This window comes from Candidatus Methylobacter oryzae (assembly GCF_003994235.2).
GTDB lineage: Bacteria > Pseudomonadota > Gammaproteobacteria > Methylococcales > Methylomonadaceae > Methylobacter_A > Methylobacter_A oryzae.
Map to the genome: position 1 here is coordinate 1 of NZ_RYFG02000114.1, position 12958 is coordinate 12958.

The 12958-nt window shown below is 51.5% G+C and carries 11 protein-coding genes; 1 reads left to right on the forward strand and 10 read right to left on the reverse strand.

Going from position 1 to position 12958, the window contains the following annotated elements; translation table 11 throughout:
• The 10 genes from EKO24_RS17385 to EKO24_RS17430 all read right to left on the reverse strand — a co-directional run.
• Window positions 1-1552, reverse strand: a 1552-nt coding sequence (locus EKO24_RS17385) for a TonB-dependent receptor (RefSeq protein ID WP_143733247.1), incomplete at its 3' end; no start/stop codon positions are given.
• Between the two features lie 298 nt (window positions 1553-1850).
• On the reverse strand, window positions 1851-2363 hold the full coding sequence (locus EKO24_RS17390; protein ID WP_127027796.1) for a transcriptional repressor: 513 nt from the start codon (window positions 2361-2363) through the stop codon (window positions 1851-1853).
• A gap of 281 nt (window positions 2364-2644) precedes the next feature.
• Window positions 2645-2887, reverse strand: a complete 243-nt coding sequence (locus EKO24_RS17395; protein WP_127027795.1) for a DUF2283 domain-containing protein — start codon at window positions 2885-2887, stop codon at window positions 2645-2647.
• Entirely contained in the window at window positions 2880-3158 is a 279-nt protein-coding gene (locus EKO24_RS17400) for a hypothetical protein (protein ID WP_127027794.1), read from the reverse strand. Before EKO24_RS17400 ends, EKO24_RS17395 begins: the two co-directional genes overlap by 8 nt.
• Before the next feature lie 29 nt (window positions 3159-3187).
• Complete coding sequence (gene rimO / locus EKO24_RS17405; RefSeq protein WP_127027793.1) at window positions 3188-4498, reverse strand: 30S ribosomal protein S12 methylthiotransferase RimO; 1311 nt, start codon at window positions 4496-4498, stop codon at window positions 3188-3190.
• A 107-nt stretch (window positions 4499-4605) separates the two neighbouring features.
• Window positions 4606-4914 (reverse strand): hypothetical protein, encoded by a 309-nt coding sequence (locus EKO24_RS17410; protein WP_127027792.1) that lies wholly within the window; start codon window positions 4912-4914, stop codon window positions 4606-4608.
• Window positions 4915-5154: 240 nt separating this feature from the next.
• On the reverse strand, window positions 5155-5688 hold the full coding sequence (locus EKO24_RS17415; RefSeq protein ID WP_127027791.1) for a GNAT family N-acetyltransferase: 534 nt from the start codon (window positions 5686-5688) through the stop codon (window positions 5155-5157).
• A 2-nt stretch (window positions 5689-5690) separates the two neighbouring features.
• Window positions 5691-6536 (reverse strand): aldo/keto reductase family protein, encoded by an 846-nt coding sequence (locus EKO24_RS17420; RefSeq protein ID WP_143733248.1) that lies wholly within the window; start codon window positions 6534-6536, stop codon window positions 5691-5693.
• 237 nt (window positions 6537-6773) lie between these two features.
• Window positions 6774-7379, reverse strand: a complete 606-nt coding sequence (locus EKO24_RS17425) for an ANTAR domain-containing response regulator (RefSeq protein ID WP_127027789.1) — start codon at window positions 7377-7379, stop codon at window positions 6774-6776.
• Window positions 7369-10878: a PAS domain S-box protein gene (locus EKO24_RS17430; RefSeq protein WP_127027788.1), complete on the reverse strand. Its 3510-nt coding sequence runs from the start codon at window positions 10876-10878 to the stop codon at window positions 7369-7371. Before EKO24_RS17430 ends, EKO24_RS17425 begins: the two co-directional genes overlap by 11 nt.
• 345 nt (window positions 10879-11223) lie before the next feature.
• Between EKO24_RS17430 and EKO24_RS17435 the strand changes: the two genes are divergently transcribed.
• Complete coding sequence (locus tag EKO24_RS17435) at window positions 11224-12801, forward strand: efflux transporter outer membrane subunit (RefSeq protein ID WP_127027787.1); 1578 nt, start codon at window positions 11224-11226, stop codon at window positions 12799-12801.
• The last annotated feature ends 157 nt before the right edge of the window (window positions 12802-12958 follow it).

Below are 12958 nucleotides of genomic sequence, written 5' to 3' on the forward strand. Positions count from 1 at the left end.
TAAATTCGCCGTTACGTTGCTGGTAAATATAATTGCCGGCCCAATTGTGGAACAGGTCCAATTGAGCTTTAATCCAGTCGGCTTTGAATTTGTACCCCAAATCCAGGTTGTAGGAGGTTTCTTCGCGCAGGTTGATGTCGCCACGCTCAAAACTGCGAGTCGCATCATGAAAACCGTTGGACAGCAGCTCCTGCACTTGCGGTGCGCGTTGCGAGCGCGTTATCGCCAGATTAAGGCTGTTGCTGTCGTTTATCTTCCATAAACTGGAAGCGGAAGCGCTGACCGGCACATAATTAAGGCTGGACAACCCTTGCGGTTCCAGCGTCGTGTCTTCAACCCGGACGCCAAGCTGGTTAGACAGCGCTCCGGTATTGAATGATTCCACCGCAAAGACGCCATAACTATTGCTTTGAGTTTCGGGGACAATTACTTCATTGGTCGATTTATCAATCGCCGTAAAATCGCCGGCTATGGCTTGAAACCCGACCATGCCGCGAAATATCCCGACAGGGTTATGGGTTAGTTCCAGCCGGCTTTCATAAGTTTTATTGGTAAAAAACGCACCCGGTTCTCCATCGGCAATTTCGGTATGTTGGTAATCGGTATAACCCAGCTTCATACGCAATGATTCAGCGAACTTGAACGGATTTTTCAATTCGCTTTTAAAGTCGTATTTGCTTTGTTTCAGATCGATGCGGGTAATCTCACCGCCGCTGCCGTCCGGTGCAATGCCATAGTTATTTTCCAATCGGTTGATAGAGACGCCGGCAAAACCGGGATCGCCGATCAATGAAACGCCGGCCGACCCGCTGATCGCATGAGCGGAGGTATTGTTGATGAAGCCTTGGGTGTTTTGAATAACCTCCAGTGTCGGATCAGTCGCCTGAGCCGCGTTGACATCAATAGCCGAGCCGCCGATATCGAGATTATTGCGGCTGCGGTAAAAACCGTCCAGATGGTAAGCCAGGTGACTTTTGCCGCCTTCTATTTTCATTACGGTAGAGGTTTCGTCGGAGGTCGAATCGAAACGCTGCTCAAGAGCGCCGCCCAGCAATTTGTCCGGGAGCTTGCCTGGAATTCGGTTATCGATCACATTGACCACGCCGCCGATCGCGCCGCTTCCGTAAAGCAACGTACCGGGGCCGCGCAATACTTCGATACGATCCGCCAGCAACGGTTCGATGCTGGTGGCATGATCCGGGCTGATTGCTGAAGCATCATTGCTGCCGATGCCGTTATTCAATACCCTGACACGAGGTCCGCTTTGACCGCGAATGACCGGCGTGCCGACTCCCGGACCGAAGGACTGGCTGGTAATGCCCAGCTCGTTTTTCAGTGTTTCACCGATGCTGTGCCCGACTTTCAAGCGTAGTTCCTCTTCGCTCAAAACCGTAACCGGGATGGCGGACTCAGAGGCCTTGTTCTGTAGCGGCGCAGTCACAACAACATCTTCTAATTGTTGTATATCTTCTTCGGTCGCTCCGGCTGCATAGGCTGTCGGCGCTGCCACAGCCGTTGATAGAAAGAGAAAAATAGCGGTTTTTTTGTTCATCGGATGTCCAAGATATTCAATTGAAGATAAGAAAATTTAATATGCCACGCTGATAAACTCATTAATCCCGATGGTAAATAAGCATGGAAAAGTATTTAGCATTAGATGATATGTTATAACATAACATTGCGCAATTATTATTTATCTTCAAAAATTCTTCCGGCACAAATGAGATATATCCGGAGTACAGGCTTTTCCTGTTCGCAAGCAGAGCATGCACTTCACGTGCCCTAGCCTATTTATAATCTGCCCGGCTTTGACGGATAGCAAAAAAAGCTACCGAAGGATCATAAAAGGTTTAGCTTTGGTCGCCGTAAAACGCCGCACATTTAACGCAGATACCGTGAATTTCTATGGCTTTGCTATGCACGATAAAACCGGCTTGCTCCAGCTCTTCCGACAGGGCTTGCATAACTTCAGTCGCGGGGCGCTCCTCGACTTCATTGCAATGCTTACAGATTAACAGCAGCTGCTCATGTTGATGACCTGAACTACTGCAACCGACAAACGCATTAAGGCTCTCCACCCGGTGAACCAAGCCTTGTTCAATTAAAAAATCCAGCGCCCGGTAAATCGTCGCCGGTTTAGCGCCGTTTTTCAGCGGCTTGATCTTATCCAACAATTCATACGCTTTAACGGCTTTGTGGCTATCCCAGATCAGCTCCAGCACCTGGTGACGGATAGGCGTCAATTGCACGCCGCGCACCACGCACAAATGCTCGGCCGTGTCTAAGGCCTCACTGACGCATTTAGTATGGTCGTGTTCCGAAGGATGGGGATGGTTGTGAATTGCTTCGGCGACTGTGTTCATTGTAAAAACGTTTATCTGAAATCGAATGTTATATTATAACACTCGTTAGGGTTAGGCAATTTACCCTTTCAATAATTAATAAATGTATTTTGCTACGATGGAAATAAACCTTCCAGGTTTTTAAAACCTGGAAGGTTTGGACCGCGGAATTAAACCAAATGCCCCCAAAGATCATATTCGTCCGCTTCTTCCAGCTCGACATCGACAAATCGCCGACTTTCAGTGACAGCATAGATTTTCAAGCAACGGAAAAGACGCGCGGTACTCTCTACTTGACTACCTTATGCATTGTGGCGATGTTTCGCTTGCTGTAAATGCATTAGTTTTGCCTGAGTGCTTTCCAAAATAAAATCGCGCAAAAAGGTGCTGGCCTTTAGAATTTCCACACCGATCAATTCGCCGTCAGCATTCAATTCCGCCGTGATATTTGGACTTAGCTCCATGCTGTCAGCTTCATCGTCATCGGTCATCGCTATGTGGATAATGTCTTGATCCGGGAAATAGTTCATTTTTGGTTTATTCATAAATCAACCTGCCTGTAGTCAGTCTAAATTTGATTTGTTGCCGCGATGTCGTATGTATCGTGACAGGTATCAATTCCCTCTCTGTTTCGTCATAAGGAATCATCACCAGTTTATCGCCATGTTCACCCACCACGATAACCCGTTGCGTTTCCGCATCATAATACCTTTCCGAACTGTAACGGATAATTTGTTCTATTAACAGCAAATCAAAACCGCGTAAGTCCGCCCGAAACTTCAGGTAATCCGTTACTACAAACGTTTTTTCAGCCATGATACCCATCCCGATTAGCCTGAAATATCCTAAACCAAATGCCCCCAAAGATCATATTCGTCCGCTTCTTCCAGCTCGACATCGACAAAATCGCCGACTTTCAGGTGCGTCGCGCCGTCGATAAAGACCTGTCCGTCGATTTCCGGCGCATCGGCTTTACTTCTTGCGACCGCGCCTTCCTCGACCACTTCATCAATCAATACCGTTTCGATTCGGCCTACCCGTTTTTGCAAACGCTCGGCGCTGATTTCAGCCTGATGCGCCATGAAGCGCGCCAAGCGTTCCTGTTTGACTTCTTCCGGCACTTGGTCCGGCAAATCGTTGGCCGCCGCGCCTTTGACCGGCGAATAGGCAAAGCAGCCGACCCTGTCCATTTGCGCTTCGCTGAGAAAATCCAGCAATTCCTCGAACTCCTGTTCGGTTTCGCCCGGAAAGCCGACAATAAACGTGCTGCGCAAGGTAATGTCAGGACAGATTTCGCGCCATGCTTTGATGCGTTCCAAATTATTTTCGCTGGCCGCCGGGCGCTTCATCAACTTAAGAATCCTGCTATTTGCGTGCTGAAACGGTATGTCCAGGTAAGGCAGGATTTTTCCCTCGGCCATCAACGGAATCACTTCATCGACATGCGGATACGGATACACGTAATGCATCCTGACCCAAATACCCAAATCGCCGAGCGCTTCGGCTAAATCGTAAAAACGGGTTCGGACCTCGCGGCCTTTCCAGTTGCGGCTTTGATACTTCAAGTCCAGGCCGTAGGCGCTGGTATCTTGCGAAACCACCAGCAATTCCTTGACGCCGGCATTCGCCAGGCGTTCGGCTTCCAACATCACATCGTCAACCGGCCTGCTGACCAAGTCGCCGCGCATCGAAGGGATGATGCAGAACGTGCAGCGATGATTGCAACCTTCGGAAATCTTTAAGTAAGCATAATGCCGCGGCGTCAGCTTGATGCCTTGCGGCGGCACCAGGCTGATAAACGGATCGTGCGGAGGCGGCAGATGTTCATGCACCGCCGAGACAACTTCTTCCAACGCATGCGCGCCGGTCACTTTTAAAACTTGCGGATGACGTTCCCTGATTTCAGCTTCCCTGGAACCCAGGCAGCCGGTCACGATGACCTTGCCGTTTTGCGCCAGCGCCTCGCCGATGCTGTCCAGCGATTCTTCGACCGCCGCGTCGATAAAACCGCAAGTATTCACCACGACCAGGTCGGCATCCTGGTAACTCGGCGAAACGGTGTAACCCTCGGCGCGAAGCTTCGTTAAAATTCTTTCGCTATCGACCAGGGCTTTGGGGCAACCCAAACTAATAAAACCAATTTGTGGAGCAGTCATTTAAATCTCGGCTAATGTTTCAAAGCGCGCTAGTTTATAGGAGCGGCTGTGCAAATAGAAATTTAAAACGCTAAATTTCTTCGTTATGTTCTTAACAACACCGAACTTTAATTCTCCTGAACCGGCTGTTTCGGCGCTGCCGAAGATTGCGCCTGGCCGAGCGCATCCAGCAGTTGCGAAATATCGCCGGGGCTTTGCGCAATCTGCGGTTTCGGCCCTTCTATTTTTTCTTCCGCCCAATCCACGGCTTCTCCGGAGCCCCACGACAGTAAAGAGGCGAGTGAAAATACCAATACACCTCGCGTCACGCCTTTAGGCAAGCCCTGTTCCTCCAGGTAAGCGCGCAGGTACTTCGCGGCGATGATAAATACAAGGGTCGATATGACCAGGTTCCAGACGGAAGGTAGTGCAAACATGGGTGGAAATTTCCCTGAAGTTAAAACGATATTTATGTAGGTGCGTTTTTGCATTAAGCGATATTGATATGCAACTAAAAAAGAAAACACGGATTGGTACGGATAAGAAAGTTAGCCTCGTAAAAATCCGTGTCAGCCCGTCGCATCCGTATCATCCGTGTTCCCTCTTTAATATTAATGGATTAGCGCTTCTATTATGATGATTGTAGTTGGATTAAACGGCAATAAAGAACAGCGCTTTCAATTTGCCGTCAGGCGTTTTTCCAATATATCCAGCCGCAAATCCGCCACTTTCGGCGTCCATAGTTCGGGATTCACCGGAAACTCCTTGCTTATCCCGGTGCGCCGGTAACCTCGCCGTTCATAAAATGCAATCAGTTCGTTTCTGCATGAGATAACGCTGATCACCGCTGTACTAGCTCCCCAGATTTGCCGGGCGGTCCGCTCTGCTTCGCGCATCAGCTGTTTGCCTACGCCTTGTCCCTGCAATGACGGATTGACGGCCAGCATGCCGAAATAAGCTTGATCGACCTGCTTTTGCAAATGCACCGATCCGACCAATTCCACACCGGCCTTGCACAGCAAAAATAATGAATCGCCGCTTGCAATCAAGCCCAGGATTTCATCGGTATCGGTCCTGAGTCCGGCCAGCAAATCCGCTTCGGTAGTCCAGCCTTGCCGGCTGTATTCGCCGCGATAAGCCGAGTTCACCAACGCGGCAATTTGCCCGGCGTCCTGTTGTTCCGCCGTGGCTATCGATAAATCCAACGCCATGATTAAAGCAATGCCTCAACAGCCGTGCAATCGTCGGCCGTTAATTCAAAATCGAAAATCGCAAGATCGTCGCGCATATGCTGTGGCGATGTGGTCCCGGTCAACGGGATAATGCCGATTTGGCTTAAGTAACGGAAAAAGACTTGCGCGGCGCTACGCCCGCACTTCGCAGCCACCGCTTGAATGGCTGGATGCGACAAAATATTGGGATTGGCGGTCAGCGTCCAGAAACTTTGGTAGATCACATTGTGCTTCCGGCAAAAATCGCGGATCGCTCGATCATAGCCGCTCTCCCGATAGAAGCGGTTCTGGATAACGGCCGGTTTAATCTCGGCCTCTTGATATAACAGCTCGAACTGTCCGGGATCGTAACAATTGCTGATACCCAACTGCTTAACGCCGCCGCTATGAAACAAACTCTCCATCGCTCGCCACACTTCCAGCGTTTGCTGCCGGCTTGCCAACGGCGAATGCAGCACAAGGCAATCCAGGTAAGCCATTTGCAGATTTTGCAGCGAAGTTTGGAACGATTGGAGGACTTGCTCGCTAAGGCTTGCATTCGGATCGTAAGGCACGCGCGCCGGATCTTGGCCGTTCAACGGCGTGAATTTGCTTTGCAGATAAAGTTCGGAACGCTCCAAGCCCCGGCGCAAACAGGCGGCTACGCCTTCGCCGACTCCCGCTTCGTGGTAATGCTTGGGCTGGCAGGCCGTATCGATGCCGCGAAAACCGAGCCCGATAGCCTGCTCGACCAGCGCGGCGGTGCGTTCTTTCTTCCAGGCCGTACCGTAAATAATGCGCGGCATTCGCACGCCGCAGGCCGACATCAAAAAATCTTTAGGATTCATAAACACTCCGGAAAAAATATTAGTCTTAATCATCCTCGCATATTAATCGATTTCAGGCTACAGACCGGCACATACAGCTACACGCTGAAGCTGTCCGCTATCGTTTCATTTCCGCCCGGGAATTTGACAACTTGCATCATGCTTCCACCTCGCACAGGTGAATACTGGAGAAATGCCAAATTGTCCGCATAAACGTGGAGGTTGCCGTCCAGCCAATCCGAAAGCAAGAGTATTTTACTAGCCGCCAAGATTCAGCGCTTCACTCGCCCTGATAACATCGGCCGCAAGTTCCGTCAATTTCCGGCGCTGATTACGCGCGGTTTTGCGCAGCAGTTCAAAAGCGGCCTTGCGGCCAAGCCGGTATTGCACCATCGTGATGCCTATCGCAATGCTGATTTCACGCTCATTATTAAGCGCATTCTGCAACTGCTGTCCGGTTGTTCGCAGCCCCTGAAGCTCCGCGGCTCGAGCTAACGCGGCCTCAATCGTCGGTACCAGTTGCCGCGTATCGACCGGTTTCACCAAATACCCCAGCGCCCCGCTTGCGGCCGCTTGCTGAACGATCTCCTGATCGCTGTAGGCAGTCAGCAGCATGAACGGAATATGGTCGAATAAATGCAGCCGCTCAGCCAGTTCCAGACCGCTTCTGCCGGACATACTGACATCAAGAATGGCCAAGTCCGGCCGTTCGCCGCTCGCCAGCAAGGCTTCCGCATCATCCACGGATTCCGCGCTGCTGACAACATAGCCGGCCCTGCTTAAGCCTTGACCGAGAGTCGCCAGCACCAAGCGCTCGTCGTCGACCAGTAAAAGACTGTGTTTAGTGATTTTGTCAGGATTCATAGGCATTCGAGATAGCAGGTTCGCGTTGGATGATGGGCTCTTCCAAACCCAGCGTGGTTACGACAATATCGCCTTGTTGCGACCAGGCCAGCGTGGCGCCTGTTCGCGGTAATAGCGATGAAACTAACTGCAAGCCGGTGCCGAAAGCGCTCATATCCTCGAAACCGAATTCGGCCGGAATGCGGCCGGTATTGTGAATCGTCAATTGGATCGAATTTTCGTGCGGCCCTTGGCTCAGCATAATTTTGACTTGTCCTTCCGCCCCGCCGTGTTTGATCGCATTCCAGATCAGCTCGTTCGCAACCAAGGCCAAGGGTACGGCTTCCGCCTCGCTGATAACGCAAGTCATCCAGGCTTCGGGAATTTCAACGGCGATCGACTTTTGACACATCGATTCAATGCCCGATGCTATCGCAACGATCAATTCGCACATCCTTACGACGGACGTAACGCTACTGCCTTGCAAGCCATGGATGACGGAAATACTCTGCACTTGGCTGATAGCTTGATTGATAGGATCGCTCATCTCAGGATGGGTTTCGGCAAACTGGCGCAATATGCCGGTAATGCCCTGTAGATTATTTTTGATGCGGTGATGTACTTCACGCACCAGTATGCGGCGATGCGCGGCCTCGTCAAGCAGGCGCTGCTGCTCATGCAGCTTGCTGTTAGTCGCATCGGCGATATTGCCGACGTAATGCGTGACGTGACCACCCTCATCCCTAACGGCCGTAACCATGACCTGCGCCGGATAATCCTCGCCTTTTTTCCGCCGCTGCCATAATTCGCCTTGCCAGGCGCCGATACTTTTGGCTTCGTTCCAGACGGTATCGTAAAACGAAGCCGGGTGCCGATCAGACCTGAAAATGGCTGCCGATTTTCCTTCAACTTCTTGCTGTAAATAACCTGTAATCTGTGTGAAAGCCCGGTTAACCCGTAAAATTTTCAAGTTCGGGTCCATCACCACAATGCCTTCCTGACATTCAAATGCGATAGCGGCAATACGCAACTGTTCCTCTACCTGCTTACGAACAGTGATATTCATATGGGTGATGACCACGCCGCCTTGCCCCGTCTCTCCCAGAGGGGTAACACTCATATTGAACCAGCGTTGTTGTTGCAGCGAATGGCATGGATACTCCATGCTGAAGCTGGGCAAATGGCCATCCAATACAGCACGGATGCCATAGTAGGCTTTCAGCGCGCCATCCGCGGAAGCCCCCTTGCCTGCCGCGTTGCAAACGTCCAGATAATTAGTGCCGACATCGGTTTTTGCCGCTGCCACACCGGGTTTAATGCCGTTCTCAGCCGCAAAACGCCGCCACGGCTCGTTGACGGCAAGAATAACGCCATCACGGTCCAGCACGGCTATTTCGGCAACGACTGAATTCAGGATGGCTTGCTTGAAAACCTCATTCTCCTTCAGCGCCTTCTCCGCCTGCTTACGATGATCAATGTTTTCGATCACGGCAATAAAATAATCGGGCGAACCATCGGCACGCCGGATCAGCGTGGCCGACAAATTACCCCAGACCGGCCTGCCGTCCTTATGCAGATACTGCTTCTCCACATTGAACCCGGAAATTTCGCCGGTCAAAGTTTCGCTGATCCTATCGGCATCGGCCCGGCGAAAATCCGGATGGGTCAATTGCATGAAAGTCATCGTCAAAAGCTCATCGCGGCTGTATCCGACCAAGTCGCAGAATCCTTGGTTAACCGCTATAAAGCCGCCCTCCAACGACGCGTTAACAACACCGACCGGGGCACCCTCGAAAGTAGAACGAAAACGCTCCTCGCTTTGAACTAATGCCGCCGTGCGCTCGTCTACCAGTTGCCGAAGCACGCTTCCACGGCCGGAAAATACCATTGCAAATGCACCGCCCATGCCGGTCGTAACCAAACCGACCAATAAAATCAACCATTCATGATTAGAGCGTCTATGAACGAAATAATCCTGCGTCGGTACGATCTCAAACAACCATTGACGCCCTCCGACCGGTATGACTAACCGGCTTGCCAGAGAAAAATTTCTGCCGAAAAGCCCGCTTTCCTGCAAGACCAACGGCTTTAGCGGTTGCCCATCGCTGGAAAAAATTAACTGTTCGTCGGCCGGCGCCTGCTCGTCGATAAGCCGGTAGGATAGCCTGTCCCGATTCAAGCCTTTGAGCGCCGCGTTAACAATATCCTCCCCCTTGAATACCGCGACCATATAACCGGCAATATTATTATTTCGCCGCTCTTCCTGCGTTCGATGCGGGAAACCTTTGCGATAAAGCGGCATGAATGCGATAAGGCCGTACTGATTTTCGTGTTCCTGAACTAACTTAACTCTGGCCGTAGCGGCGATTTCCCCGCTATCCCGTGCCCGATCGATAGCCTCCCGCCGCAACTGATCGGAATACACATCGTAACCTAACGCCGCTTCATTGCCCCCGTAAGGCGCAATGAAATTGACAGGAACATATTCCGGACGATCTTCCGCCCGAATAAGCTGATTATCGATATTTCTCTCGGTTATCCGGAAATCCCGGAATCCTTCTCTTCGTATGCCGTTTTCAAAGGTCTCGCGTTCAGATGCCGGAATCAGGGGATTCCAGCTTAGCGCTTGAATTCCTTGAAAATCATCAAGCGTATGCGCGACAAAAGTTTGAAATCCCTCTCTGCCGACCATTGCCGAAGCGGTATAGAAACTGCCGAGGGAACGGAGTATGTTTAAGTGCGTCAAAATCGACTTTTCCAATGCGACGCTCAGTTCCGTAGCCTGCTGGTCGAACTCGAACTTTAGCCGCTCATTGTTGTTCTGGGCCTCATAAAAAATGGCGACCGTTGTCAGTGCGAACATGGCGACAATAGGAAAAGTGATCGCGATGCGTCTATTACGCCAGGATTCACGGGGCCGCAATCCCCAGACCAAAACAAGCGGCGTAAAAATAAATATCCCTAGCATATCCCCCATCCACCAAGTTCCCCAGTTAGCCGGAAAATTGGCAAGCGGTATGCGCCCGGTGACGGCCAGCGTCGAGACAGCGGTAGTCGAATTGATCAGTGCGCTTAAGATTCCGCCGTAAAGCAGGAACAAAAAGACCTCTTTCTCCCGGATAAGCGGATTCGGAAAACCGGCAAACCGGCCGACTAAATAAGCGCCGGCAATGGCTTGCAAGCTTGCTCCAGCGCCGATAACCAACGTCGTCACGACTGAAATAAGTGTTTCTGTTGGGGAAATGTAAATGAATGAAGTCGAAAAATTGACCAGGAAAGAACCCAGCAAAATACCCGGCCATGCCCGGTATCCATAAATCAGGAGCCCGCCCAAAGCGATCCCCGAAGGCGGCCAAATGGCTGTCGCATAGCCTGGAGGAATAGCTAAAAAAGTACCGAGTTTGCCGGTTACAAAGTAAGCCGCGGCCAGAACCGCGACGTGAAATATCCAACGATAAGATCGAATCGCCGGGTTCGCAGACGAAAATGAAAAAACACTCTGCAGGGTATCTTTAGGCATATGAAGTTTATTTTTTATTTTTTTCTTAAATTATATCCACATCAATTCAAAATTCAGCATTTCCATTAACCTGAAACCGATACCATCAACCGAAACTCAAATTATAGCCAAAGGCCATAAGTTTCGTTTGAGCGGACAAGCCGCTCAACTCAGCTTTAACCGGAAAATCAGCGGATTGTAAGTAGTCATGCGGATTCATCACGATTTACAAACAAGAGATACTTTATTATCGACATTGACTGAAATATACCGGCCATGAGGATCGAAGGCATGGCATTGGGTAGCTGAATTCGATGTGCAGTTTTAACCGGCCGGTCTACAAGCACAAACAACTAGGCGTTAATAATGCGACAGGACATTAAGCTCCGCCGGTTTTACCCGGTTTGGTCATTAGCGTTACTGCTCTCCGGCTGCATGGTCGGCCCCGACTATGTTTCTCCTGCCACCGAAACGGCAACCCAGTGGCTGGAAGCCGAGGACAAACGGCTTAAAACAACGTCCTCGGCCGATCAAAGCTGGTGGAAAACATTTAACGATCCGGTCCTGAACCAATTGGTCGAGCGCGCCTATCTCGACAACCTGAACATTCGCGTGGCCGGGGTTCGGGTACTCGAAGCCCGGGCCCAATTGGGCGTCGCTATCGGCGATTTCTATCCGCAAAACCAGCAATTAATAGGCTCGCTGAACAAAGTGCATCTTAGCGAGCGTGCTTCGCAGGCAGCTTTTTCGAGGATATTCGATTATGCCCAAACGCAGTTAGGCTTTACCGCCGGTTGGGAACTTGATTTTTGGGGCAAATACCGCCGCGCGATCGAATCGGCGGACGCCGGGTTTCAGGCGGCGGTGGCCGATTACAACAATGCGCTGGTTACTCTAACCGCCGATGTCGCGCATGCCTATGTCACTATCCGAACTCTGGAGAAGCGCTTGAGTATTGCCAAACAAAATGTTGATACCCAACAAGAAAACCTGAATATTGCAAAGATCCGCTATAACGGCGGCACGACTTCCGAACGCGACGTCGAACAGGCCAGGACCGTGCTGGCGAATACGCAGGCGTCCATTCCTACGTTGGCAATCGGCTTACGCCAACAGCAAAATGCGCTGAGCGTCTTGTTGGGCATGCCCCCCAACCGGATGAACGGTTTGCTGTCTGAAACCGCACAAATCCCGTCTCCCCCGCTACGAGTAGCCGTAGGCATACCCGCCGAACTGCTGCGCCGCCGGCCCGACGTTCGTCATGCCGAATGGCAGGCTGCGGCGCAATCGGCCAGCATCGGCGTGACTAAGGCGGCCCTGTATCCGGCTATTTCTTTAACCGGCACGTTCGGTTTATTGTCCAGCGATGTCGGCTCGTTTTCGCTGGGCGATGTATTCTTGTGGAAAAGCCGCACGGCCAACTTCGGCCCGGCGCTGCAATGGAACATTTTCAACTACGGGCAAATCACCAATCAAGTACGGGTGCAGGACGCACGGTTGCAGGAGTTGTTGGTCAATTATCAAAACACCGTGCTGACCGCGCAACGGGAAGTCGAAGACAACCTAGTGGCGTTTTTACGCTCGCAGGAACGCGCCCAAGCCTTGGGCGAAAGCACGGCTGCGGCCCAACGCTCGCTGGATCTGGCGACATTGCAATACCGTCAGGGCATTACCGATTTTACCACCGTGCTGACGGCTCAGCAGGCGCTGTTAAGCGAACAAGACAATCTCGCCAGTACATTAGGGGATATTGCCAATAACCTCGTCGGCGTGTACCGGGCTTTGGGCGGCGGTTGGCAGGTTCGGGAAGGTAACGACGTCGTGCCCGACGCGATCAAGGAGCAAATGGAAAAACGCACCGATTGGGGCGGATTGTTAAGGCCTTCCGCCCAGCCGTCGCCGGATAACGAGACGCCGACCGGCGTCGGTTGGCCAAGATGGTAAAATTTGCCGGCTTGCTAGTTCCGAAACTCCAGCTTGGGAATTCAGTTCTGGAGGCTCTTGGTTGGAAATCAGCCCAAGTTTTTCTTAATGAAGTTGCCGATAGCTGGAGTGCGGGCTTCGCCTGCAAGCGCAAGCAAAGCTTGCACTCCTGTTTATC

Bases quoted from the DNA above. Each gene is read 5' to 3' on its own strand.
- EKO24_RS17390 (WP_127027796.1), bottom strand. From the start codon at position 2,363: ATGAACACAGTCGCCGAAGCAATTCACAACCATCCCCATCCTTCGGAA.
- EKO24_RS17395 (WP_127027795.1), bottom strand. From the start codon at position 2,887: ATGAATAAACCAAAAATGAACTATTTCCCGGATCAAGACATTATCCAC.
- EKO24_RS17400 (WP_127027794.1), bottom strand. From the start codon at position 3,158: ATGGCTGAAAAAACGTTTGTAGTAACGGATTACCTGAAGTTTCGGGCG.
- rimO (WP_127027793.1), bottom strand. From the start codon at position 4,498: ATGACTGCTCCACAAATTGGTTTTATTAGTTTGGGTTGCCCCAAAGCC.
- EKO24_RS17410 (WP_127027792.1), bottom strand. From the start codon at position 4,914: ATGTTTGCACTACCTTCCGTCTGGAACCTGGTCATATCGACCCTTGTA.
- EKO24_RS17415 (WP_127027791.1), bottom strand. From the start codon at position 5,688: ATGGCGTTGGATTTATCGATAGCCACGGCGGAACAACAGGACGCCGGG.
- EKO24_RS17420 (WP_143733248.1), bottom strand. From the start codon at position 6,536: ATGAATCCTAAAGATTTTTTGATGTCGGCCTGCGGCGTGCGAATGCCG.
- EKO24_RS17425 (WP_127027789.1), bottom strand. From the start codon at position 7,379: ATGAATCCTGACAAAATCACTAAACACAGTCTTTTACTGGTCGACGAC.
- EKO24_RS17430 (WP_127027788.1), bottom strand. From the start codon at position 10,878: ATGCCTAAAGATACCCTGCAGAGTGTTTTTTCATTTTCGTCTGCGAAC.
- EKO24_RS17435 (WP_127027787.1), top strand. From the start codon at position 11,224: ATGCGACAGGACATTAAGCTCCGCCGGTTTTACCCGGTTTGGTCATTA.